The organism is Ensifer meliloti (assembly GCF_030064585.1).
GTDB lineage: Bacteria > Pseudomonadota > Alphaproteobacteria > Rhizobiales > Rhizobiaceae > Sinorhizobium > Sinorhizobium meliloti.
The window spans coordinates 15,327-39,331 of sequence record NZ_CP120365.1 but is presented as its reverse complement, the minus strand read 5'-3'; the positions used below and the strand labels follow the sequence as shown (position 1 = coordinate 39,331).

Sequence of the window (24,005 nt, the reverse complement as noted above, 5' to 3'; positions counted from 1 at the left end):
CGTCACGGTTGTACGACCGGACGGCTCCCGCATCGTATGGGGCAATTCCTTAAAGATTGAACGGTAGCCTGCTTCCACGGCTCCGCCTTGCGGTGCCGCCACTGTCTGAACGAGGGTAGGTGTTGCGTTTCGCTCTCCGGATGGGATTCGCGGTTTTCGTCATGGCGTCGACGTCCGGGCTTGCGGCCGGCGCCAAGACGCCGTTGCAGGTCGTCGTATCGAGGGAGCAGCAGTCCCTCGTCGTCTATGACGGCGACACGGTGGTCGCCACGTCGAAAGTGTCCACAGGAAAGGCCGGGCACGCAACGCCGACGGGCATTTTCTCGATCCTGGAGAAGCGCCGACGTCACGAGTCGAACATCTATTCGAATGCGCCGATGCCGTTCATGCAGCGGCTTACCTGGTCCGGCATTGCGCTGCACGGCTCAAACCATGTACCGGATTATCCGGCTTCGCACGGTTGCGTGCGGCTGCCGAGCAAATTCGCGGCGAGCCTGTTCAAGATGACGGGCTACGGCATGCATGTGGTCATATCGGATCGGCAGATCGCCCCTGTCGAGGTCGCGAGCGAAATGCTTTTCCAGCCAAGCGAGTCGCGACCGCAGGGACCTGCCCTGTCGGACGTCCCCCTGCGGCCGGCGATCGGGGAGTTCAACCAGAGCGCAGTTGAAGTCGCCATGACCGACAAACGCCCCTCGCCCGTCGCATCCGACGAGGAGAAGGTCCCGATACGCATTCTGATTACCCGGCGCGGTACACAAGAGAGCGTGCGCGACCTCCAGACGCTCCTCAATACGCTCGGCTACGATGCAGGCCTGCCGGATGGCTTCAGCGGTCCGGCGACGGCCGCCGCAATCGAAGCGTTCCAGAGGGCCGAAGCTCTGCCCGTCGAAGGCAAGGTAACGCCGGAGCTGATCGAAGCCGTCTTTCGCCAGGCGGGCCGCAGCGCACCGCTGAATGGCGTATTGCGGGTGCGCCGGCAATTCCAGCCGCTTTTCGAGGCCGAGGTCGCCATCGCAGAACCGGAAACGGCGCTCGGAACACATTTACTGCAGTTCCAGGATCTCGACACGAACACCGGACAGGGCAAGTGGTTCGGCATGTCGCTCGAGAACAAGCTGCCGAAAACGACCAAGAAGCGACTTGGCATCACAGCGGAAGGCGAGCCCGGCACGCTGGAGCGAACGCTGAGCCGCATCACCGTACCCAAAGACGTTCGCGAGCGCCTCGCCGGCCTCCTTGCAAACGGCTCGTCCCTCTCGATCACCGATACCGAATCGGGGCTGGAGACCGGCAAGGGAACGGATTTCATCACCGTGACGAGGGAGCGGCGCGGGTGAGGAATGGGGTGATTTCCGCACCCTGGTTTGCCCCTCATCCCCCTGCCGGGACCTTCTCCCCGCAAGCGGGGCGAAGGGACAAGCGGCAAGCGCCCGCTTTTCGACGGAGTGATTTAAGGGCTGTTGAGATTCGGGATACCCGCCGCGGCTTATTTGATCTCCTCATTCCTGTGCTCGTCACAGGAATCCAGCCAGCCCAAGTCATTGGGCTGGAAGAACTCTTCCCCGCGCCGCAGACGCGACGCTGCTGCATCTCTGTGACAAGCACAGAGAACAGACCTTAAACCAGCTCGACGTCCACCACCCCGGGCGCGGAGCGAAGGGCGGCGGCGATCTCGGGTGAGATCCGGTATTTCTCGTTGAGCTCGACTTCGATCTCCCGCTGTCCGTTGTCCTTGATGACGATAAAGGAAACCAGGCCGTCCCCCTTGGCGTTCAGATGCGAAGCGATGGAGCGCAGCGGTCCGCAGTCGCGCACATAGACGCGCAAGGCCTTCTGCATCTGCAGCGATTCCTCCTCGAGCGAACGCAGGGTTCGGATACGAAGGCCGATCCCTTCCGGCCGCTCTTCGGCGTCGACCGTCATCACCAGCGATTTGCCGGGCTCCAGAAGATCGCGATACTGGTTCAGCATTTCGGAGAAGAGCACGGCCTCGAACTGGCCCGAAGCGTCCGAGAAGGCGACGATCCCCATCTTGTTGCCGGTGCGCGTCTTGCGTTCCTGCTTCGACGTCACCGTACCGGCGAGGCGGCCCGCCGCCGCTCCCTTTTTCACGGCTGCCGAGAAATCCGCAAATGTCTGCACGCGCATCTTCGCGAGCAGATTATTGTAGGTGTCGAGCGGATGGGCGGAGAGATAGAAGCCCAAGACCTGGAACTCGCGATGCAGCTTCTCCGAGGCGAGCCACGGCGTATAGGGCGAAAGCGCTATCTTCTCGGGCCCCGTCGCGGCCCCCGCGCCGAACATGTCGCTCTGGCCGCTCACCTTGTTTTCCTGGGCGCGCTGCGCGAAACCGAGGATGCGATCGAGCCCGCCGATGAGCTCCGCCCGGTCGTAGCCGAAGCAGTCGAAAGCACCGGCGGCGATCAGACTTTCGAAAACACGTCGGTTCAAGAGCTTCGGATCGATCCTCAGGCAGAAGTCTTCGAGACTTGCGAAGGGCCGATCGCCACGCACGGCGACGATGTGGTCGACGGCCGACTCGCCGACGCCCTTTAGGGCGGCGAGCGAGTAATAGATGCGGTTGTCGCCGGTTTCGAAGTGGCGGTGGGAGGTCTGCACTGACGGCGCGACCACCTGAATGCCGAGGCGCATCGCGTCCTGACGGAAATCGTTGATCTTGTCCGTGTTCGACATGTCGAGCGTCATCGACGCTGCGAGGAACTCGACCGGATAATGCGCCTTCATGTAGGCGGTCTGGTAGGAGACGATGGCGTAGGCGGCGGCATGCGACTTGTTGAAGCCGTAATTGGCGAACTTGGCGAGAAGGTCGAAGATCAGGTCGGCCTGCGGCTTCGAGACGCCATTCTTGACGGCGCCATCGACGAAGCGGGCGCGTTGCTTGTCCATCTCCGCCTTGATCTTCTTGCCCATGGCGCGGCGCAGGAGGTCGGCCTCGCCGAGCGAATAGCCCGAGAGCACCTGAGCGATCTGCATCACCTGCTCCTGGTAGACGATGACGCCCTGCGTCTCCTTGAGCAGGTAATCGATCTTCGGATGGATCGATTCGATCTCCTCCTCGCCGTGCTTGCGGGCGTTGTAGACCGGGATGTTCTCCATCGGACCCGGGCGATAGAGCGCCACGAGCGCGATGATGTCCTCGATGCAGTCCGGGCGCATGCCGATCAGCGCCTTGCGCATGCCGGCGCTTTCCACCTGGAACACGCCGACCGTCTCGCCGCGCGAAAGGGTCTCGTAGGTCTTCGGATCGTCAAGCGGAATGCTTGCGAGGTCGATATGGATGCCGCGCTTGCCGACGAAGTCGACGGCGGTCTTCAGAACGGTCAGCGTCTTCAGGCCAAGGAAGTCGAACTTCACGAGACCCGCCTGCTCGACCCATTTCATGTTGAACTGGGTGACCGGCATGTCGGAGCGCGGATCGCGGTACATCGGCACGAGCTGCGAGAGCGGCCTGTCGCCGATGACGATGCCGGCCGCGTGCGTCGAGGCGTGGCGGTAAAGCCCCTCGATCTTCTGGGCAATGTCGAGGAGACGGGCAACGACCGGCTCCTTCTCCGCCTCTTCCTGCAGGCGCGGTTCCTCCTCGATCGCCTTGGAAAGCGGTGTCGGGTTGGCGGGATTGTTCGGCACCAGCTTGCAGATCTTGTCGACCTGGCCATAGGGCATTTCCAGCACGCGGCCGACGTCGCGCAGTGCTGCACGCGCCTGCAGCGATCCGAAGGTGATGATCTGCGCCACCTGCTCGCGGCCGTATTTCTGCTGCACGTAGCGGATGACCTCCTCGCGCCGGTCCTGGCAGAAATCGATGTCGAAGTCGGGCATCGACACGCGTTCGGGGTTGAGGAAGCGCTCGAAAAGCAGCGAGAAGCGCATCGGGTCGACATCGGTGATCGTCAGGGCATAGGCGACCAGCGAGCCGGCACCCGAGCCGCGGCCCGGCCCGACCGGAATGTCATGCTGCTTGGCCCATTTGATGAAGTCCGCAACGATGAGGAAGTAGCCCGGAAACTTCATCCGCTGGATAACGCCGAGTTCGAAGGCCAGCCGCTCCCGATAGTCCTCTTCCTTGTAGCCGGGCGCCATGCCGAGCTTGGCAAGGCGTTCCTCCAGCCCCTCCTCCGCCTGCCGGCGCAGTTCCGCTACCTCCGCGCGTTCAGCCTCCTCCGGATCATCCGAAGCGCCGGTAAAGCGCGGCAGGATCGGTCCGCGGGTCTTCAACATGAAGGAGCACCGCCGCGCCACCTCGATCGTATTCTCCAATGCCTCGGGCAGATCCGCAAAGAGCGCCGCCATCTCCTTGCGGCTCTTCAGGTAATGATCCGGGGTCAGACGGAAACGGCTGTCGTCGGACACCATCGCATTGTGAGCGACGGCCATCAGCGCATCGTGGGCATCATAGTCGGACGGCGACGGGAAAAACGCCTCGTTGGTGGCGACGAGCGGAATGTCGAGCCGATAGGCGAGATCGATCATGCGGTTCTCGTGACGCCGGTCGTAATTCCCGTGCCGCTGCAGTTCGACATAGAGGCGATCGCCGAAAAGCTCGATCAAGGCTTGCAGGCGTGCCTCGGCCAGAGCCGGCGAACCCGACTTCAGCGCCATGTCGACCGGGCCGGCTCCCGCACCGGTGAGCGCGATCAGGCCGGTCGTGCCGCCAGCCGCAAGCCAGGAGCGGCTTATTCGCGTTTGCTGGTGACCCTCGCCTTCGAGATAGGCGCGGCTCACGAGCTCGACGAGGCGGGCGTAACCGTCCTCGGTCGCCGCGATCAGCACGATCGCGGGAAGTTTGACGAACTGATGGGCGTGTCCGCGCCGCTCGCCTTCCGCCTCGTCTTCCATATCGATCGAGAGCTGGCAGCCGATGATCGGCTGCAATCCGTCGTCGGCCGCCTTCTGCGAGAATTCGAGTGCCGCGAAGAGATTATTGGTGTCGGCGATGCCGATCGCCGGCTGATCGTCGGCGACCGCCTTGCCGATGATCTTCTTCAGCGGCAAGGCGCCTTCCAGCAACGAATAGGCGGAATGCACCCGCAGGTGAACGAACTGCGGATCGGCCGCAGCCCCTGTGCCGTGCCCGATACCCTGCCCGATACCCTGGTTGCCTGTCATCGCCGCACTCCGATTCTTGTCCGGCGTCGAGGATATCCTGTTTCCCGTCCCAACTGTCCAGTCTCAAGGACGGGCCGCCGGGGTTTTTGCCCGGCGTGTGGTGTTTACTGCGCGTTCGACAGGACGCGGAGCACGCTGGATAAATCCCGGTCACAGGCCGAGAGCGATTACCGAGATGCTCACGATGAAAAGGCTCATCGAGGCGAAGGCAGCAAGATCACGTACGAAATCAGCCATAACTTGTCTCCTTTCCGCTACTGTTCCCTTTTTGTTCTATTTCCGTTCGATAGTCAAGGAAGTCTGCATGGAAGACCCGCTATTCAGTGGCTATGGTTAATGTGCACCGACGGACCCCATTCGCGCATGCGTTCCGAGGAGCGACACGCCTCGAACGGAACATGCAAGGAGCGCCAAGCGGTGACCGCGCCTCGAGCGAGGTCGGGGCTGAATACGCGCCGTCGCGGCCGGACTATTTCAGTTCGACCACCTTGCCGTCCTCGATCGTCACGCGGCGATCCATGAGCGAAGCGAGTTCGTGATTGTGGGTGGCGATCAGCGCCGCGAGCCCGGACTGGCGCGCCAGGGCTTCCAGCGCCTCGAATACATAGCCGGCCGTCTCGGGGTCGAGGTTGCCGGTCGGCTCGTCCGCCAAAAGGATGAGCGGCGCATTGGCGACCGCCCTGGCGATGGCGACGCGCTGCTGCTCGCCGCCGGAAAGCTCGGTCGGGCGGTGGCTGCCGCGATGGCCGATGCGCATATAGTCCAGAAGGGCCGATGCCCGCTCCGCCGCCTCGGCCCTGGGCAATCCGGCGATCAGTTGCGGCATCATGATGTTCTCCAGCGCCGAGAATTCCGGCAGGAGATGGTGGAACTGATAGACGAAGCCGATCTCGTTGCGGCGGATTGCCGTTCGCCGGTCGTCGCTGAGTCCGTTGCATGAGGTGCCGTTCACGAGCACCTCGCCCTCATCCGGGTGTTCGAGCAGCCCGGCGATATGAAGCAATGTCGACTTTCCGGTACCGGACGGTGCCACGAGGGCGACTGTCTCGCCGCTTCGCAACGTCAGGTCGGCTCCCTTGAGGATCGGCAGAAACGTGTCGCCCTCGCCATAATGCCGCTCGATGCCGGAGAGCTGCAGTGCCACGCGCGCATTCATTTAAGCTGTTGTCCTTGTTATTCGTACCGCAGGGCCTGCACCGGATCGAGGCGCGAGGCGCGCCAGGCCGGGAAGATCGTGGCAAGGAAGGAAAGCGCAAGCGCCATGACGACGACGGTGACGGTCTCGTCGGCATTCATGTCGGCCGGAAGCTGGCTGAGGAAATAGAGCTCCGGATCGAAGAGCGTGGCGCCGGACACCCAGGAGAAGAACTGGCGGATCGACTCGATGTTGAGGCAGACGACCACCCCGAGGGCGACGCCGGCGATGGTTCCCGTAACCCCGATTGCGGCGCCGGTCATGAAGAAGATGCGCATCACCGAACCGGAGGTCGCGCCCATCGTCCTGAGGATCGCGATATCGCTGCCCTTGTCCTTCACCAGCATGATCAGCCCGGAGATGATGTTCAGCGCCGCGACCAGCACGATCAGCGTCAGGATCATGAACATCACGTTCCGTTCCACCTCGAGCGCGGAAAAGAACGTCCTGTTGCGTTCGCGCCAGTCGGTAATGAATATCTGCCGGCCGGCGGCGTCCTCCACCGGCTTGCGAAGCTCGTCGACCGCGTCCGGATGCTCGGCGAATATCTCGATCGACTGAACGAGGCCTTCGGCGTTGAAATAGAGCTGCGCTTCCTCGAGCGGCATGAAGATGATGGTCGCGTCGTATTCCGACATGCCCATCTCGAAGATGGCCGAGACGGTATAGGCCTTGACCCTCGGATTCATGCCCATCGGCGTGACGTCGCCGTTCGGCGAGGTGAGCGTGATCGTCCCGCCCACCCGGATGCCCAGCTGCTCGGCCATGCGCGAGCCGATGGCGACGCCGCTGCCCGAGGCGAAGCCGACGAGGTCGCCGGACTGAATATGCTCGGAGATCGACTTCAGCTTGGTGAGGTCGTCGGCGCGTATCCCGCGAACGAGCGCACCCGTCGACGCATCGCCCAGGCCTTGCGCGAGAACCTGGCCCTCGACGATCGGAATGGCCATGGTCACGCCGGGAACGGCGGAGAATCTGGTGGCAAGATCGGCATAATTGGTGAGCGGGCCGTCCAGGGGCTGGACGATCATATGGCCGTTCATGCCGAGAATGCGCGAAATGAGCTCGGTTCGGAAGCCGTTCATCACCGCCATGACGATGATCAGCGTTCCCACCCCGAGCATGATCCCGATGAAGGAGAAGCCGGCGATGACCGAGATGAACGCTTCCTTCCGCCGCGAACGCAGGTAGCGCCAGGCGACCATACGCTCGAAGGCGGAGAAGGGACGGCTGGAAGATATGCTGGATGGAGCGGCAGCTTGCACTTGCTCATCCGTCGCCGCGGTCATCATCGATCCCTTCGTCTCTGTTATCTCGCCGCGACCAGTTTGTTGATCGCCGCTTCGACGGTCATCGTCTCCCGCGCGCCGGTCTTGCGGTCCTTCACTTCGACTTCGCCGTTCGCGATCGAACGCGGTCCGACGATCACCTGCACCGGCACGCCGATGAGGTCGGCGGTCGCGAACTTCCCGCCGGCGCGCTCGTCGGTGTCGTCAAGAAGAACATCGAATCCAGCCTTGCCGAGATCGGAGTAGACCTTGCCGCAAGCCGCATCGCAAGCTTCATCGCCCGTTTTCATGTTGATGACGACGACGTCGAACGGGGCGATGCCCTTCGGCCAGATGATGCCGTTGTCGTCATGCGAAGCTTCGATGATCGCCGGCACCAGGCGGGTCGGACCGATGCCGTAGGAGCCCATATGCACGGTGTGTTCCTTGCCGTCCGGCCCAAGCACCTTCGCACCCATCGCCTCGGAATATTTGGTGCCGAAATAGAAGATGTGACCCACCTCGATGCCGCGCGCGGACAGGCGCTCGCCTTCGGCGATGGCGCCGAAGGCGGCCTCGTCATGCATTTCCGAGGTCGCCGCATAACGCGACGTCCATTTGTCGAAGATCGTCTTCAGGCCGGCGACGTCGTCGAAATTCGTATCCTCGCCCGGAATGTCGAAGCCGAGAAAGTCCTTGTGGCAGAACACCTCGGACTCGCCGGTGTCGGCAAGGATGATGAACTCGTGGCTCAGGTTACCGCCAATGGGACCCGTGTCGGCACGCATCGGTATGGCGCGCAGGCCCATCCGGTCGAAGGTGCGCAGATAGGCAGCGAACATCTTGTTATAGGCGTGCTCCGCCCCTGCCCGGTCGAGATCGAACGAATAGGCGTCCTTCATCAGAAACTCGCGCGAGCGCATGGTGCCGAAGCGCGGGCGGATCTCGTCGCGGAACTTCAGCTGGATATGATAGAGGTTCAGCGGCAGATTGCGGTAGGACTTGACGTAGGAGCGGAAGATGTCGGTGATCATCTCCTCGTTCGTGGGCCCGTAGAGCATCGGCCGGTCCTGCCGGTCCTTGATGCGCAGCATCTCCTTGCCATAGGCGTCATAGCGCCCGCTCTCCTGCCAGAGCTCCGCCGATTGCAGCGTCGGCATCAGCAGTTCGATGGCGCCGGAACGGTTCTGCTCCTCGCGAATGATCGCATTGACCTTGTCCAGCACGCGCTTGCCGAGCGGCAGCCATGTGTAGATGCCGGCGGACTGCTGGCGGACCATGCCCGTCCTCAGCATCAGTCGATGGGAAACGATTTCCGCTTCCTTCGGATTTTCCTTCAAGATGGGCATGAAAAAGCGGGACAGGCGCATGACAGGTTCCAGAACTGGTGAATTCGCACTATCGACGGATTCAGGCGAAATGACGTTGTGCTTCGGCCGCCCCTTCGCCTGAGATCAGGGTAGGCAGCTGTTGCCATTCTAACAGGGCTCTTGATTTTCCCGGCGACGCATCGACGGGAACCTTTCGAGTTCAGCGTTCATAGCCGCTTCGCGCACGGAAGGGAACCCTGCCGTAGGGGTGGCGGGACGCTGCATCGACACATCTCCCGGATGAGAAACACCAGGCCTGGCCTGCGGCAAAAGAGCACGCTAGTAACAGGACGAAGACAGTTGGTGTCAACGGAAAAATTTTACCCGACTGTAGCAAAAATGCAAAAAAAGCAGATGACAGCGCCCAAGGTTTGAGCTAATTTCGGCTCACAAAACAGGCAGGAAGACCAAATTCTTGCCGAAATTCGCGGTCAAGTCTTGGGAGGATAAGATCTTAGGCGCGCTTGTTCGCTGCCGCCGGAAACGGATTAAAGATCACGCGACACTTAAAAACAAGGCTTTGGCCTTGTTTTTTTTTGGTTTTTTCACCTCACATATTACGGCGAAGCAGTTTCAACAGTGTCTTTTTGTTGACTGTCAAGGGCTTCACCCGGCCGGTCGGCGCCTCGAAATGCCTCGGCAGCCCCGCCACCCCTCTTTCGCCGTCATGTTTGGGCTTGACGCAGACTTGACCCCAGAATCCATACTCAAGCCCACCAAAGTTCAAAATACAGCACTCTAAGGCCTGTTGAGATCGGGATTCCGCCGCGGCTTGTTTGATCTCCTCATCCCTGTGCTTGTCATAGGGATCCAGCCAGACCAAGTCCTTGGGCTGAAAGAACATTCAGACGCGGCGCTGCTGGATCTCTGTGACAAGCACAGAGATGAGGAAGAGGAGAAATTGCAGTCCTCCGAGGTTCCCACAGCGCGCCGCGCGTCTTATCAGTCTAGCCCACGAGATCAGCCGGAGCATGCCGCGGATTAGGGCCGAGGCCGCGGTGGCGGCGCCCGCTCTCAATCTGAGGCTTTGCCCGGTGTCATGCTGCTTGCTCGCGATGCCGGTTCCGTCGCCACCGCAATCGCTCAGTAGAATTTCGGCGCGAAGCGCGGAATGGCGTCGATGTCGTAGCCGAGCTTCACGGAAAGGACGTACCAGCCGAGATGGATGACCGCGGCGATCACCGTCGTGAGCAGCACGACCCTCAAGGCGCGAAAGCGTGCAGGAGCACTCTCGACGGTTCCGGGGACGACATCGTTCTCCTCGGCCTGCGTGCGCACCCCCAGCGGCAGCACGACGAAGAGCGTGATCCACCAGATGATGAAATAGATTGCGAAGGTCGAAAAGACGGACATCGAAAATCTCTGGAGCACTTCCACGAAAAGCGGGTAGCGGATTTCCGTGCGGAAGTGCGTAGCTTCAGGAGTAGGAGCGTTCGCCTGCCTTATAACGCCGACCGGCCAATGCGGCAAACCTCTTCCCCGCGCCCGACTGTCACACCTCTTCGAGCTCGATCAAGGTGCCGTGAAAGTCCTTGGGGTGAAGAAACAGGACCGGCTTGCCATGCGCGCCGATCTTCGGATTGCCGTCGCCGAGGATACGGGCGCCGGCCTGCCTCAGCCGGTCGCGCGCGGCGATGATGTCTTCCACCTCATAGCAGATATGGTGCATGCCGCCGGCCGGGTTTTTCTCGAGGAAGGCGGAGATCGGCGATGCCTCGCCGAGCGGCTCGAGCAATTCGACCTTGGTGTTGGGCAGCGTCACGAAGACGACGGTCACGCCGTGTTCAGGCAGGGCCTGCGGTTCCGTGACCGATGCACCGAGGGTGGAGCGATAGCTTTCGACTGCGGCCGAAAGGTCCGGGACCGCAATCGCCACATGATTCACTTTTCCCAGCATCGAACACTCCACTCCTTGCCCTGCAGCTGACGCCCACGGCGGGCGTCGCGCACGGAAGTCAGACCTTCGTGATAAAAACCGTCACGACCGGCTTCTTGCCCCAGACCTGGTTCGTGGTGCTGCGCACGGCGCGGCGAACGGCTTCCTGCAGCATCGCGAGGTCCTTCCGCTTTGCCCGCGGGATGCTTTCCACGGCGCCGAGCACCGCATCATAGAGCGTGTCCTCCATCGCCTCGCCTTCGTCGTCGAATTCCGGAAGGCCGATCGGCACGACGTCCGGGTCACCCAGAAAGTCGTAGCGGCTGTCGAGTACGACACTGACGGAGACGTGGCCGGCAAAGGACAGCTTGCGGCGTTCACCGATCCCCATCTCTTCGAAATCGCCGATGAGGGTGCCGTCCTTGTAGATGCGGCCGTGCGGCGCCTCGTCGATGACTTCCGCGGGGCCCGGCGCAAGCCGTAGCATTTCGCCATTGCGCAGCCGCGGCACGCTCGGGATGCCCGATTGCAGCCCGAGCTCCGCATGTGCCGTCAGATGCGCCGCCTCGCCATGCACCGGCACGAGGATCTGCGGCTTCACCCATTGGTACATCTGCTGGAGCTCGGTGCGCCGCGGATGGCCGGAAACATGCACCAGCGCCTCGCTATCCGTGATGATGTGGATGCCTTGCTCGATAAGCCCGTTCTTGATGTCGTTGATCGCTTTTTCGTTGCCGGGGATGGTGCGCGACGAAAATACGATCGTGTCGCCGGCCGAAAACGCCACGTTGCGCATCTCGTCGCGAGCGATCTTGGCAAGGGCCGCGCGCGGCTCGCCCTGGCTGCCCGTCAGGATGACGACGACCTTGTCGCGCGGGATGTAGCCGAACTCGTCCTCTGCGAGGAACGGCTTCACGCCTTCCATGAGCCCGACATCGCGCGCAACGTCGACGACGCGCTTCATCGAACTGCCGAGTAGAAGCACCTCCCGCCCCGCAGCCTCCGCCGCTTCCGCAACAGAGCGGATGCGCCCGACATTGGAGGAGAAGGTGGTGATCCCGACGCGGCCCTCGGCATCGGCAATGATCTTGGCGAGACTTTCGGAGACTTGCCGCTCGGACGGCGACACGCCTTCGCGCAAGGCATTGGTCGAATCGCAGACGAGCGCGAGGACGCCTTCCTCCCCGATCTGGCGAAACCGCGACTCGTCGGTCAGAGGCCCCAGCGAAGGCTCGAGATCGATCTTCCAGTCGCCCGTGTGCACGACGGTGCCGAGTTGCGTGCGGATGACGAGTGCCATCGGCTCGGGGATCGAATGATTGACCCCCACGGCTTCGACGCTGAAAGGTCCGACATTGATGCGGTCGCCCTGCTTGAAGATCGTGATCGGGATCTCGCTGCGGGATTTTTCGAATGCACGCTTGGCCTCCAGCATGCCCGCGGTAAAGGGCGAGGCGTAGACGGGAACGTTCAGGCCCGGCCACAGGTCGTTCAGGGCCCCGTAATGGTCCTCATGCGCATGCGTGATGATGATCGCCTTGAGGTTGCGGCGCTGTTCGGCCAGAAAGGCGATATCGGGCAGAACCAGATCTACGCCGGGCAATTCCGGGCCGGGGAAGGTAACGCCGCAATCGACCATGATCCATTGGCGGTGACCTGGCCTTCCATAGCCGTAAAGGCCGAGATTCATGCCTATTTCGCCGACGCCGCCGAGCGGCAAGAACACCAGTTCTTCATCTTGCGCCATGTCGTGATGCGCCTTTGCTTTTTTCAATCATCCAAAAAATACGTCGCCCGCCGCAATGGTTTGCGGCGGGCCGGAACCCGTGTCGAGTAGAAGCCGGCCGTCCCGATCGATACCTGCAAAGCGCCCGGAAAGCGAGCGGTCCGGCAGGTTGACCGTGATCGCCTCGCCGATGCCCTTGGCCGCGGCGCGCCACTGATCGATGATTGCGGCGACGCCGGCGCCACGGTCCCAAACGGCGAGCGTCTCGGCCATGGTTACGAAAAGATGCGCGAACAGCTCCTCGGGAGAGATTGTCGCGCCCTCGCGCCGAAGCGATGTGACGGGGTAAAGTGCGTCTTCAGGCATGACGGCGACGTTGATGCCGCAGCCGATCACCAGGGCCCGCCGCCCGTCGGCCAGAACCTCGCCTTCGAGAAGAATGCCGCAGGTCTTCCGCCCGTCGATAAGAATGTCGTTCGGCCACTTGATCGCGGCCTCGGCTCCGCCCGGCGGCATCACCCGGCGGATGGCCCGATGAACCGCAACCGCTGCCGCAAGCGGCAGCGCATGCAGCCTGTCCACCGGCGCCGGATCGATGAGCAGCAGGGATGCGTAGAGGTTCCCCGGCTCCGAGAACCAGGCGCGGCCACGCCTGCCCCTGCCTCCGGTCTGGCGCACCGCGGTGATCCAGAGATTGCCGGGATCACCCTCGCGCGCCCGCAGAAGGCACTCGCTGTTGGTCGAGACCGTTTCGGCGAGCGCGACGTGCCGGAAATCTTCAGGCGAACTCCGGCCGCCGCTTCGTCCGCCGGTCAAAAGAATGTCCGCGCCGCGGCTTCGGCGGCGGTTCCGAGCGGACCGCCTATGAGCACGTAGCCGAGCACGAAGAGGCCGGACAGGCCGAACACCAGCCTAAGCTCGCCCGCCGTCCGGGCAAACTCGCCTCTCGGCTCCTCGAACCACATCACCTTGATGACCCGCAGATAGTAGTAGGCGCCGACGACGGAAGCGAGCACGCCGATGATTGCCAAGCCATAGAGCTGCGCCTCGATTGCCGCGACGAAGACGAAGTACTTGGCGAAGAAACCTGCCAGCGGCGGGATGCCGGCGAGCGAGAACATGAGGATCGTCAGCACCGTCGCCATGAACGGGTTGGTCTGCGAAAGACCGGCAAGATCGTCGATGCCTTCGACATGCTCGCCTTCCCTGCGGCGCATGGCGAGGATGCAGGCGAATGTACCCAGCGTCATGACCATGTAGATCAGCATGTAGAGGATCACGCCGCGCACGCCGGCCATGGAGCCGGCCGCGAGGCCGACGAGCGCATAGCCCATGTGACCGATCGAGGAATAGGCCATCAGCCGCTTGATGTTGCGCTGGCCGATCGCGGCGAAGGAGCCGAGCAGCATCGATGCGATCGAGATGAAGACGACGATCTGCTGCCAATCGGCGACTACCGGCTCGAAGGCGTTGATGACGATGCGAACGAGGATCGAAATGGCCGCGACCTTCGGTCCGGCGGCGAAGAATGCCGTCACCGGCGTCGGTGCGCCTTCATATACGTCCGGCGTCCACATATGAAAGGGGACGGCGGAGATCTTGAAGGCGAGGCCCGCAAGAATGAACACCAGACCGAAGACGAGGCCCAGCGACCGGCCCTCGGCCGTGAGCGCCGCCGCGATCTCGTCGAAGCCGGTATGCCCCGTGAAGCCGTAGACGAGCGACATGCCGTAAAGCATCATCCCCGAAGACAACGCACCGAGAACGAAATATTTCAGGCCCGCTTCCGTCGAGCGGACGCTGTCGCGGTTGATTGCCGCCACGACGTAAAGGGCGAGCGACTGCAGCTCCAACGACAGGTAGAGCGAGATGAGATCGTTCGCCGAGATCATCAGCAGCATGCCGAGGGTGGCCAGAACCAGAAGCACGGGGAACTCGAACCGGTCGATCTGAGCCGAACGCGCGTGGCCGACGGTCATCACCATCACGGTGATCGAGCCGATCAGGGCGAGCACCTTCATGAATTTGGCGAAAGGATCCGACAGGAAGGCGCCGCCATAGGCCTCCCCCTCGCCCGTCTTCAGCACGAGCCACAGCCCGGCGATGATGAGCACCGCGACCGCAAGGCCGGTCACGGTCGGTGTGGCTCGTTCGCCCGAGAAGACGCCGATCATCAGGAGTGCCATCGCGCCGACCGCAAGGATCAGCTCGGGCATCGAAAGTTGCAGGCTGGCGATAAGGGTTTCAGCAGTCATGTCACATCACGTCCCTTGATCATTGCACCGAAAGCGCAACGTCTTGCGCTGCCTGCAGGGCGGCGGCGTAGTTGTTGACGAGCAAGTCCACGGAGGCCGCGGTCGCGTCGAAGACCGGTGCCGGATAGACACCGAAGAAGATGGTCAGGATCACCAGCGGATAGAGAATGAGCTTCTCGCGCGCCGACAGATCGAGCAACGCCTTCAAGCTTTCCTTTTCCAGCGCACCGAAAATGACCCGGCGGTAGAGCCAGAGAGCGTAGGCGGCCGACAGAATGACGCCGGTCGTCGCGAACAGGGCGACCCAGGTGTTGGCGCGGAAGGCGCCCACCAGCGTCAGCACTTCGCCGACGAAGCCCGACGTTCCCGGAAGGCCCACATTGGCCATGGTGAAGACCATGAAGGCGACGGCATATTTCGGCATGTTGTTGACGAGGCCGCCATAGGCCGCGATCTCACGCGTATGCAGCCGGTCATAGACGACGCCGACGCAAAGGAAGAGCGCGCCCGAGACGATGCCGTGCGACAGCATCTGGAAGATCGCACCCTGGACGCCCTGAACATTCGCCGCGAAGGTTCCCATCGTCACATAGCCCATATGCGCAACCGAGGAATAGGCGATGAGCTTCTTGATGTCGGTCTGCATCATCGCCACCAGCGAGGTGTAGATGATCGCAATGATCGACAGCGTGAAGACGAACGGCGCGAAGAAGTCGGACGCCAGCGGGAACATCGGCAGGGAGAAGCGCAGGAAGCCGTAGCCGCCGAGCTTCAGGAGGATGCCGGCCAGGATGACCGAGCCTGCCGTCGGCGCCTGCACGTGCGCATCGGGAAGCCAGGTGTGCACCGGCCACATGGGCATCTTCACCGCGAAGGAAGCGAAGAAGGCAAGCCAGAGCCAGGTCTGCATTTCACGCGGGAACTGATAGGCCAGCAATTGCGTGATGTCGGTGGTGCCCGCCTGCCAGTACATCGCCATCATGGCGAGCAGCATCAGAACGGAACCGAGCAGCGTGTAGAGGAAGAACTTGTAGCTCGCGTAGACGCGCTCCTTGCCGCCCCAGACGCCGATGATGATGAACATCGGGATGAGGCCCGCCTCGAAGAAGACGTAGAAAAGGATGATGTCGAGAGACACGAAGACACCGAGCATCAGCGTTTCCAGGATCAGAAACGCGATCATGTACTCCTTCAGGCGCTTCTCGATCGTGACCCAGCTTGCCAGCACGCAGAACGGCATCAGGAATGCCGTCAGCGGGACGAAGAGTATGGAAATGCCGTCGACGCCCAGATGGTAGGAAATGCCGGTGCCGAGCCACTCCCGCTTCTCTACCATCTGGAAGCCCGGGTTCGACGGGTCGAACTGGTACCAGATGTAGAGCGACACGAGGAACGTGAAGACCGTCGTCAGCAGCGAGACGTTCAGGATGTTGCGGCGGCCGTAGGCGCTGTCTTCCCTTGTGAGCAGGAGAAGCAGAACGCCGACGAGCGGCATGAAGGTGACCGCGGAAAGTACGGGCCAATCGGTCATCAGAAGGAACTCCCGAGCATCATCCAGGTAACGAGCGCTGCAATACCGATCAGCATGGCGAACGCGTAGTGGTAAAGGTATCCGGTCTGCAGGCGGACCACCCGGTCGGTCACGTCGAGAACGCGCGCAGCGATCCCGTTCGGGCCGTACCCGTCGATCACCCGTCCGTCACCCTCCTTCCAGAGGAAGGTACCGAGGCGCTTGGCGCTGCGGACGAACAGGAAATCGTAGAGTTCGTCGAAATACCACTTGTTGAGCAGGAACTGGTAAAGCCCGCGATGCTGCTCGGCGAGATATTTCGGCGTCTCCGGCGAGCGGATGTACATGTACCAGGCCGTGAAGAGACCGAGCGCCATGGCCGCGAACGGGCTCCATTTCACCCATAGCGGAACGTGGTGATACTCCTCGAGAAGTTCGTTTTCGGCCGACGTGAACAGAGCGCCCTGCCAGAATTCGGCGTAGTGGTGGCCGAAGAAATAGTCGTGGAACAGGAAGCCCGCGACAAGGGCGCCGGCGGCCAGGATGTAGAGGGGCACCAGCATGACCTGCGGCGACTCGTGGACGTGATGCATGACGTCGGAGGAAGCGCGCGGCTTGCCGTGGAACGTCATGAAGGTCAGGCGCCAGGAGTAGAAGCTGGTGAAGAGCGCTGCGATGACCAGCAGCACGAAGGCCAGACCGGAAACGACGCTATGCGACGCGAAGGCGGATTCGATGATCGCATCCTTCGAGAAGAAGCCCGCCGTGCCGATGACCGTACCGGGAATGCCGACACCGGTGAGCGCGATCGTACCGATGAACATCATCCAGTAGGTGACCGGAATATGCGTGCGCAATCCGCCCATGTAACGCATGTCCTGCTCGCCGTCGACGGCGTGGATGACCGAGCCCGCGCCCAGGAACAGGAGCGCCTTGAAGAAGGCGTGCGTGAAGAGGTGGAAGATCGCCGCGCCATAGGCGCCGACGCCGAGCGCGACGAACATGTAGCCGAGCTGCGAGCAGGTCGAATAGGCGATGACGCGCTTGATGTCGTTCTGGACGAGACCGACCGTCGCCGCAAAGAATGCGGTGATCGCGCCGATCAGCGTGACGACCGTCAGGGCGTCCGGCGACAGCTCGAAGAGCGGCGACATGCGTGCGACGAGGAAGACGCCCGCGGTCACCATGGTTGCGGCATGGATAAGGGCCGAAACCGGGGTCGGGCCTTCCATGGCGTCCGGCAGCCAGGTGTGCAGCAGGAACTGCGCCGACTTGCCCATCGCGCCCATGAAGAGCAGCAGGCAGGTGGCCGTCAGGGCATGCCCCTTGTCGAGCTGCATTCCGAAGAGATTGATGACCGCATCCCCCGCCGCAGCACCCTCGGCCGGCAGATAGTTCTGCGCGGCGGCGAAGATGGTCTCGAAATTGATCGAGCCGAAGAGGACGAAGACGCAGAAGATGCCGAGCGAGAAGCCGAAGTCGCCGACGCGGTTGACGATGAAGGCCTTCATCGCCGCCGCATTGGCGGACGGCTTCTTGTACCAGAAGCCGATCAGCAGGTATGACGCGAGACCCACGCCTTCCCAGCCGAAGAACATCTGCAGCAGATTGTCCGACGTGATGAGCATCAGCATCGCGAAGGTGAAGAGCGACAGATAGGCGAAGAAGCGCGGCCGGTTCGGATCGTGGTGCATGTATCCGATCGAATAGATGTGCACCAGGGTCGAAACCGTGTTGACGACGACGAACATGACGGCCGTCAGCGTGTCGACGCGGAAAGCCCATTCGACATCGAAGCTTCCGGACTGGATCCAGCGCAGCACCGAAACCTTGATCATCTCCTCCTCGCCGAGAGCGACGTGGAAGAAGACGAACCAGGAGAGCGCGGCGGTGACGAGCATCAGGCCGCTGGTCACATATTCGGATGCCTTGGCGCCGATCTGCGTGCCGAGAAGGCCGGCGATCAGGAAGCCGATCAGAGGCAGGAAAACGATAGCCTTGACGATGGTATCCATAGCCCTGTCAGCCCTTCATCATGTTGACGTCTTCGACGGCGATCGAGCCGCGGTTGCGGTAGAAGACGACGAGAATTGCAAGTCCGATCGCGGCTTCGGCCGCCGCAACGGTCAGGATGAACAGCGCGAACACCTGGCCGGTGATGTCGTTCAGGAAGGCCGAGAAGGCCACCATGTTGATGTTGACGGCCAGCAGGATGAGCTCCACCGACATGAGGATGATGATGACGTTCTTCCGGTTGAGGAAGATGCCGAAGACGCCGAGCGTGAACAGAATGGCGCTGACGGTCAGATAGTGGGAAATTCCGATTTCCATAAGTGTAGTCCCTCGACCTCGCGTCCCGATTAGATGCCCTGCCCCGGCTTGACCGTAACCACCTCGACGGCGGTTTCGGGGGTGCGGGCAACCTGTTGCGGAATGCTCTGACGCTTGATGTTCTGACGGTGACGCAGGGTCAGCACGATGGCGCCTATCATGGCGACGAGCAGCACGAGCCCCGCGATCTGGAAGAAATAGACGTAATGGGTATAGAGGACATCGCCGAGCGCGGCGGTGTTGGTGCGCTCGCTGGGTGCCGGTATCGGCATTGCGATGCCCTTGGCGATCTCAGGTGAGAAGGCCGAGCCGCCGACAACGACGATCAGTTCGGCGGCTAGGATCAGACCGATCAGCGCGCCGATCGGCGCATATTCGAGCACGCCGGCGCGAAGCTCGGTAAAGTCGATATCGAGCATCATGACGACGAAGAGGAAGAGAACCGCGACGGCCCCGACATAGACCACCAGCAGGATCATCGCCAGGAACTCGGCACCGGTCAGCAGGAAGAGCCCGGCCGCGTTGAAGAAGGTCAGGATCAGGAACAGAACCGAATAGACCGGATTCCTGGCCGCGATGACCATGAATGCCGACGCCACGGCGATGAAGGCAAAGAGATAGAAAAAAAGAGCCTGCAGACCCATGATCGGTGCCTTTTTCGTCTTGCTGGCGTGAAGGCCCCCAGGCCCGCACTCCAGGAGGCAAAGCCGGACCACATGTCCGGCCGATGCCCAAACCCGTTTTGCATGCACCGTCTTCGATCAAGCGGCGCGATGCTGCGTTGCGCGAATGGCCTCAGCGGTAGGGCGAGTCCATCGCAATGTTGCGCGCGATTTCCCGCTCCCACCGGTCACCGTTGGCGAGCAGCTTCTCCTTGTCGTAGTAGAGCTCTTCGCGCGTCTCGGTGGAGAACTCGAAGTTCGGCCCCTCGACGATCGCATCGACCGGGCAGGCTTCCTGGCAGAAGCCGCAATAGATGCACTTCACCATATCGATGTCGTAACGCACCGTGCGGCGCGTGCCGTCGTTGCGGCGCGGCCCGGCCTCGATGGTGATGGCCTGCGCAGGACAGATCGCCTCGCACAGCTTGCAGGCGATGCAACGCTCTTCGCCGTTGGGATAACGGCGCAGCGCGTGCTCGCCGCGGAAGCGCGGACTGACGGGCCCCTTCTCGAAGGGATAGTTCAAGGTCGCCTTCGGACGGAAGAAATAGCGCATCGACAGAAGGAATGCGCCGACGAATTCCTTGAGGAACAGCGAGCTGACGGCGTTCGAAAGACCGGCCATCATTAACCTCCAAACTTGCCCGGTCTGGGAGAAACCGGCGGTATGCAGCGAAGCTTGAGCGGCCATCATGCCCAGCCCGTCAGCTTCAGAACGAATGCGACGATGACGACCATCGCCAGCGAAAGCGGCAGGAAGACCTTCCAGCCGAGGCGCATCAGCTGGTCGTAGCGGTAGCGCGGGACGAAGGCTTTCACCATCGCGAACATGAAGAACACCAGCGACGCCTTCAGCACGAACCAGATGATGCCCGGGACCCAGTTCAGGAGCCAGATGTCGACCGGGGGCAGCCAGCCGCCGAGGAACAGGATCGTCGTCAGCGCGCACATCAGGCAGATCGCCGCGTATTCGCCGAGCATGAACATCATGTACGGGGTCGAGCCGTATTCGACCATGAAGCCGGCGACGAGTTCCGATTCGGCTTCCGGAAGGTCGAAGGGCGGACGGTTCGTCTCGGCGAGCGCCGAGATGAAGAAGATGATGAACATCGGGAAGAGCGACAGCCAGTGCCAGTCGAGGAACGAGGCAGGCAGGCCGAGCATGGTGCCGAGACCGTCGTTCTGCGCGTTTACGATGTCCGTCAGATTGAGCGAGCCGACGCAGAGCAGCACAGTGACGATGACGAAGCCGATCGAGACCTCGTAGGACACCATCTGCGCCGCGGAGCGCAATGCGCCGAGGAAGGGATATTTCGAGTTGGACGCCCAGCCGCCCATGATGATGCCATAAACCTCGAGAGAAGATATGGCGAAGACGAAGAGGATGCCGACATTGATGTTCGCGATCACCCAGTTCGCATTGAGCGGAATGACCGCCCAGGCGGCGAGCGCCAGCGTCACGGAAACGAGCGGCGCGAGCAGAAAGATCGTCTTGTTGGCGCCGGCCGGGATGACCGGCTCCTTGAAGACGAATTTCAAAAGGTCGGCGAAGGACTGGAACAGCCCAAAGGGACCGACGACGTTAGGGCCGCGGCGAAGCTGCACGGCCGCCCAGATCTTCCGGTCGGCGAGCAGGACATAGGCGATGAAAAGCAGCAGCGCGACCAGAAGCAGGAGCGACTGGCCGATCATGATGGCCGTGGGCCAGACATAGGTCGAAAAGAAAGCGTCCATGATGCTCTATTCCCTCGCGCTCATTCCGCGGCAGCTTTGAAATTGTTGCGCGCCAAGGCCGAGCATTCGGCCATGACGGCGGATGCGCGCGCTATCGGGTTCGTCAAATAGAAGTCTTTGACCGGAGACGCAAACACGGATTTCGCCATCGCACCGGCTTTTTGCGCAAGTGCGGCAATTTCGTCGCTGCTGCCGGCGGCGATCTCGTCGACTGCGGCGAAATGCGGATGGGCCGCATAGAGCTTCGCGCGCAATTCGCCGAGCGAATCGAAAGGCAGCTTCCTGCCGAGCACGTCGGAAAGCGCACGGATGATCGCCCAGTCCTCGCGGGCTTCACCCGGCGCGAAAGCGGCCCGGTTGCCCATCTGGACGCGTCCCTCGGTATTGACCCAGGTGCCGGACTTTTCCGTGTAGGTCGCGGCGGGAAGAATGACATCCGCCGCATGCGCGCCGTTGTCGCCGTGCGAGCCGATATAAACGGTGAAGCCGGCCTTCCTGGCCGAGAGATCGATTTCGTCGGCACCCAGCAGGAAAAGGACATCCATGGCGTCGACCATTTCGCCCGCCGACTTGCCGCCCTGACCGGGAACGAAGCCGAGATCGAGACCGCCGACGCGGGCGGCCGCGCTGTGAAGCACGGCAAATCCGTTCCACTCGGCGTTCACCGCGCCAACGGCAACGGCGAGCTTCGCCGCATTGGCGAGAACGGCCGCACCGCCCTCCCCTGCCAGGGCCCCCTGGCCGACGATGATCAGCGGACGCGCGGCCTTTTCCAACGTCGCGAAGAACGTCCCCTTGCCGGAAACGAGTTCGGCGAGCGTGTCGGTACCCGCACCCAGATATTCGTATTCGTAACGCAGCTCACCCGCCTCGCCGATCACACCGATGGGGAAGTTGGCCATGCGGTAGCGCTTGCGGATGCGGGCATTGAGGACCGACGCTTCGAAGCGCGGATTCGAGCCGATGATAAGCAGCGCATCGGCGCTTTCGATACCTTGGATCGTCGGGTTGAAGATGTAGCTCGAACGGCCGAACGACGGATCGAGCGCTGCGCCGTCCTGCCGGCAGTCGAGGTTCCCGGAGCCGAGCGAGGAGACGAGCTCCTTCAGCGCATACATTTCCTCGACCGAGGCGAGATCGCCGGCGATCGCGCCGATCCTGTCGCCGGACGTGCCGGCAACGGCGGTCTTGATCGCCTGGAAGGCTTCGCCCCAGCTTGCCGGCTGCAGGCGTCCATCCTTCTTGACATAAGGGCGGTCCAGGCGCTGCGTCTTCAGCCCGTCCCATATGAAGCGCGTCTTGTCGGAGATCCACTCTTCGTTGATCTCCTCGTTGACGCGCGGCATGATCCGCATGACTTCGCGGCCGCGCGTATCGACGCGGATGGCCGAGCCGACCGCGTCCATGACATCGATCGATTCGGTCTTGCCGAGCTCCCACGGGCGCGCGGTGAAGGAGAAGGGCTTGGAGGTCAGCGCGCCGACCGGGCACAGGTCGACGACGTTGCCCTGCAGTTCTGAGGTCATCGCCTGTTCGAGATAGGTGGTGATCTCGGCATCCTCGCCGCGGCCGATCAGGCCGAGTTCGGCGATGCCGGCGACTTCCGTCGTGAACCGGACACAGCGCGTGCAGTGAATGCAGCGGTTCATCACCGTCTTGACGAGCGGACCGATATATTTGTCCTCGACCGCGCGCTTGTTTTCCTGATAGCGCGAGCTGTCGATGCCGAAGGCCATCGCCTGGTCCTGCAGGTCGCACTCGCCGCCCTGGTCGCAGATCGGGCAGTCGAGCGGGTGGTTGATGAGCAGGAACTCCATGACGCCTTCGCGCGCCTTCTTGACCATCGGCGTGGTCGTGAAGACTTCCGGCACCTCGCCGTTCGGGCCGGGACGAAGGTCGCGCACGCCCATGGCGCAGGAGGCCGCCGGCTTGGGGGGTCCGCCCTTGACCTCGATCAGACACATGCGGCAGTTGCCGGCAACCGAAAGCCGCTCATGGAAACAGAAGCGCGGGACCTCGGCGCCGGCCTCCTCGCATGCCTGAAGCAGCGTGAAATGATCCGGGACCTCGATCTCTTTTCCGTCGACTTTCAGCTTTGCCATCTTCGTACTCAATCCTGTCTTCAGTCCGTCTGCTCTTCCACAGCGCCGCGCGTCTTGTCAGGCGCGCAAGGGTCGCTGCAGCACTTGGTTTGCTGCATATTTCCTTTAATCGGCTACGATTAAAGGAAACATGCAGTAGGCGACGGACAATTCCTTCACGGTCTCGCCGCTTGCCGTGACGACCGCACGGGTCGTCACGTTATTTCTCTCGCGCTCCCGTCAGCGCCTTTGCCTGCCCGATCCAATCGTCGCGGACCACGCGGCCGGCAAGGCCGAGTTCGCTATCCAGTCGCTCCACGTCGGCCCTGCTCAGGGCGGCGATGTCGGCGAAGCGGAAAATGCCCCTGCCGTTCAGCACCTGCTCGAGCTTGGGGCCGATGCCGGAGATACGCTTCAGGTCGTCGTTTGCGAGGCTTGCCGCCGGTGCCGCAGCCCGCTTGACGGGCCTGCGCGATTTGGGCGTCTCGCCCGCGGAGACCGGAGCTTTCCGCGCCTGCGCCGCCTTTTGCGGCCTTGCGACCGGAGCAGGCTTGGAGACCTCCGTCTGATCGGGCGCGGCAACGCCTTTCTGCAGCGTGCTGGCCGCCCCCTGCATCGCGCCGAACATCATGCCGGCGATGTGACTGGACAGACCGAAGCCGAGAGCCGTCGCCGCTGCAACGGCCGCCGCCGGATGCGCCATCAACGGATGCAATCCGACACTCGGCAAGCCGGCGTTCGACAGGTTCTTCATCCATTCGCCCATGCCGAACGGATCGGCCGGGTCGGCGCCCTGAGGCCATGCGAATGGACCGGCCGCGCTCGCGGCTGTCCTCTCCTGTCCGTCCTTGCGTGCCCCAGCCATGG

At 62.4% G+C, this 24,005-nt stretch carries 19 protein-coding genes; 1 reads left to right on the top strand and 18 read right to left on the bottom strand.

What is annotated here, in order from left to right:
• Positions 1–122: 122 nt before the first annotated feature.
• Positions 123–1,340, top strand: coding sequence for a L,D-transpeptidase family protein (locus PZL22_RS07220; RefSeq protein ID WP_284718582.1), 1,218 nt, complete (start codon positions 123–125; stop codon positions 1,338–1,340).
• Between the two features lie 280 nt (positions 1,341–1,620).
• On the opposite strand, the gene dnaE is transcribed toward PZL22_RS07220, so the two are convergent.
• The 18 genes from dnaE to PZL22_RS07130 form a co-directional block, all read right to left on the bottom strand.
• On the bottom strand, positions 1,621–5,130 hold the full coding sequence (gene dnaE, locus PZL22_RS07215; protein ID WP_003531877.1) for a DNA polymerase III subunit alpha: 3,510 nt from the start codon (positions 5,128–5,130) through the stop codon (positions 1,621–1,623).
• A 469-nt stretch (positions 5,131–5,599) separates the two neighbouring features.
• Complete coding sequence (locus PZL22_RS07210; RefSeq protein ID WP_003531875.1) at positions 5,600–6,286, bottom strand: ABC transporter ATP-binding protein; 687 nt, start codon at positions 6,284–6,286, stop codon at positions 5,600–5,602.
• 17 nt (positions 6,287–6,303) lie between these two features.
• Entirely contained in the window at positions 6,304–7,617 is a 1,314-nt protein-coding gene (locus PZL22_RS07205) for a lipoprotein-releasing ABC transporter permease subunit (protein WP_003531874.1), read from the bottom strand.
• Between the two features lie 17 nt (positions 7,618–7,634).
• Positions 7,635–8,963, bottom strand: coding sequence for a proline--tRNA ligase (gene proS / locus PZL22_RS07200; RefSeq protein WP_003531873.1), 1,329 nt, complete (start codon positions 8,961–8,963; stop codon positions 7,635–7,637).
• A 550-nt stretch (positions 8,964–9,513) separates the two neighbouring features.
• A complete protein-coding gene (locus PZL22_RS07195) occupies positions 9,514–9,807 on the bottom strand; it encodes a hypothetical protein (RefSeq protein ID WP_003531871.1) in 294 nt (97 codons plus the stop codon).
• 239 nt (positions 9,808–10,046) lie between these two features.
• Complete coding sequence (locus tag PZL22_RS07190) at positions 10,047–10,316, bottom strand: DUF1467 family protein (protein WP_013844284.1); 270 nt, start codon at positions 10,314–10,316, stop codon at positions 10,047–10,049.
• Positions 10,317–10,455: 139 nt separating this feature from the next.
• On the bottom strand, positions 10,456–10,860 hold the full coding sequence (gene mce, locus PZL22_RS07185) for a methylmalonyl-CoA epimerase (protein ID WP_003531864.1): 405 nt from the start codon (positions 10,858–10,860) through the stop codon (positions 10,456–10,458).
• 58 nt (positions 10,861–10,918) lie between these two features.
• Entirely contained in the window at positions 10,919–12,586 is a 1,668-nt protein-coding gene (locus PZL22_RS07180) for a ribonuclease J (RefSeq protein WP_010969151.1), read from the bottom strand.
• A 27-nt stretch (positions 12,587–12,613) separates the two neighbouring features.
• A complete protein-coding gene (locus PZL22_RS07175; protein ID WP_003531861.1) occupies positions 12,614–13,381 on the bottom strand; it encodes a biotin--[acetyl-CoA-carboxylase] ligase in 768 nt (255 codons plus the stop codon).
• Entirely contained in the window at positions 13,378–14,820 is a 1,443-nt protein-coding gene (nuoN, locus tag PZL22_RS07170) for an NADH-quinone oxidoreductase subunit NuoN (protein WP_003531859.1), read from the bottom strand. Before nuoN ends, PZL22_RS07175 begins: the two co-directional genes overlap by 4 nt.
• Before the next feature lie 19 nt (positions 14,821–14,839).
• Entirely contained in the window at positions 14,840–16,351 is a 1,512-nt protein-coding gene (locus PZL22_RS07165) for an NADH-quinone oxidoreductase subunit M (protein ID WP_003531857.1), read from the bottom strand.
• Positions 16,351–18,345, bottom strand: a complete 1,995-nt coding sequence (gene nuoL / locus PZL22_RS07160; protein ID WP_003531855.1) for an NADH-quinone oxidoreductase subunit L — start codon at positions 18,343–18,345, stop codon at positions 16,351–16,353. Before nuoL ends, PZL22_RS07165 begins: the two co-directional genes overlap by 1 nt.
• A gap of 7 nt (positions 18,346–18,352) precedes the next feature.
• Entirely contained in the window at positions 18,353–18,661 is a 309-nt protein-coding gene (nuoK, locus tag PZL22_RS07155) for an NADH-quinone oxidoreductase subunit NuoK (RefSeq protein WP_003531854.1), read from the bottom strand.
• Positions 18,662–18,690: 29 nt separating this feature from the next.
• Positions 18,691–19,305, bottom strand: coding sequence for an NADH-quinone oxidoreductase subunit J (locus PZL22_RS07150; RefSeq protein WP_003531851.1), 615 nt, complete (start codon positions 19,303–19,305; stop codon positions 18,691–18,693).
• A 151-nt stretch (positions 19,306–19,456) separates the two neighbouring features.
• Complete coding sequence (gene nuoI, locus PZL22_RS07145; RefSeq protein ID WP_003531850.1) at positions 19,457–19,948, bottom strand: NADH-quinone oxidoreductase subunit NuoI; 492 nt, start codon at positions 19,946–19,948, stop codon at positions 19,457–19,459.
• 65 nt (positions 19,949–20,013) lie between these two features.
• Entirely contained in the window at positions 20,014–21,057 is a 1,044-nt protein-coding gene (gene nuoH, locus PZL22_RS07140) for an NADH-quinone oxidoreductase subunit NuoH (protein ID WP_003531848.1), read from the bottom strand.
• Positions 21,058–21,077: 20 nt separating this feature from the next.
• The gene (gene nuoG / locus PZL22_RS07135) at positions 21,078–23,159 is read right to left on the bottom strand and encodes an NADH-quinone oxidoreductase subunit NuoG (RefSeq protein WP_003531846.1); all 2,082 of its coding nucleotides are present in this window, start codon (positions 23,157–23,159) and stop codon (positions 21,078–21,080) included.
• 199 nt (positions 23,160–23,358) lie between these two features.
• On the bottom strand, positions 23,359–24,003 hold the full coding sequence (locus PZL22_RS07130; protein WP_003531841.1) for a helix-hairpin-helix domain-containing protein: 645 nt from the start codon (positions 24,001–24,003) through the stop codon (positions 23,359–23,361).
• Positions 24,004–24,005 lie beyond the last annotated feature (2 nt).

What these genes read in the sequence shown, in the direction of transcription:
- dnaE (WP_003531877.1), bottom strand. Translation starts at nt 5,130, where the DNA reads ATGACAGGCAACCAGGGTATCGGGCAGGGTATCGGGCACGGCACAGGG.
- PZL22_RS07210 (WP_003531875.1), bottom strand. Translation starts at nt 6,286, where the DNA reads ATGAATGCGCGCGTGGCACTGCAGCTCTCCGGCATCGAGCGGCATTAT.
- PZL22_RS07205 (WP_003531874.1), bottom strand. Translation starts at nt 7,617, where the DNA reads ATGATGACCGCGGCGACGGATGAGCAAGTGCAAGCTGCCGCTCCATCC.
- proS (WP_003531873.1), bottom strand. Translation starts at nt 8,963, where the DNA reads ATGCGCCTGTCCCGCTTTTTCATGCCCATCTTGAAGGAAAATCCGAAG.
- PZL22_RS07195 (WP_003531871.1), bottom strand. Translation starts at nt 9,807, where the DNA reads ATGTTCTTTCAGCCCAAGGACTTGGTCTGGCTGGATCCCTATGACAAG.
- PZL22_RS07190 (WP_013844284.1), bottom strand. Translation starts at nt 10,316, where the DNA reads ATGTCCGTCTTTTCGACCTTCGCAATCTATTTCATCATCTGGTGGATC.
- mce (WP_003531864.1), bottom strand. Translation starts at nt 10,860, where the DNA reads ATGCTGGGAAAAGTGAATCATGTGGCGATTGCGGTCCCGGACCTTTCG.
- PZL22_RS07180 (WP_010969151.1), bottom strand. Translation starts at nt 12,586, where the DNA reads ATGGCGCAAGATGAAGAACTGGTGTTCTTGCCGCTCGGCGGCGTCGGC.
- nuoN (WP_003531859.1), bottom strand. Translation starts at nt 14,820, where the DNA reads ATGACTGCTGAAACCCTTATCGCCAGCCTGCAACTTTCGATGCCCGAG.
- PZL22_RS07165 (WP_003531857.1), bottom strand. Translation starts at nt 16,351, where the DNA reads ATGACCGATTGGCCCGTACTTTCCGCGGTCACCTTCATGCCGCTCGTC.
- nuoL (WP_003531855.1), bottom strand. Translation starts at nt 18,345, where the DNA reads ATGGATACCATCGTCAAGGCTATCGTTTTCCTGCCTCTGATCGGCTTC.
- nuoK (WP_003531854.1), bottom strand. Translation starts at nt 18,661, where the DNA reads ATGGAAATCGGAATTTCCCACTATCTGACCGTCAGCGCCATTCTGTTC.
- PZL22_RS07150 (WP_003531851.1), bottom strand. Translation starts at nt 19,305, where the DNA reads ATGGGTCTGCAGGCTCTTTTTTTCTATCTCTTTGCCTTCATCGCCGTG.
- nuoI (WP_003531850.1), bottom strand. Translation starts at nt 19,948, where the DNA reads ATGGCCGGTCTTTCGAACGCCGTCAGCTCGCTGTTCCTCAAGGAATTC.
- nuoH (WP_003531848.1), bottom strand. Translation starts at nt 21,057, where the DNA reads ATGGACGCTTTCTTTTCGACCTATGTCTGGCCCACGGCCATCATGATC.
- nuoG (WP_003531846.1), bottom strand. Translation starts at nt 23,159, where the DNA reads ATGGCAAAGCTGAAAGTCGACGGAAAAGAGATCGAGGTCCCGGATCAT.
- PZL22_RS07130 (WP_003531841.1), bottom strand. Translation starts at nt 24,003, where the DNA reads ATGGCTGGGGCACGCAAGGACGGACAGGAGAGGACAGCCGCGAGCGCG.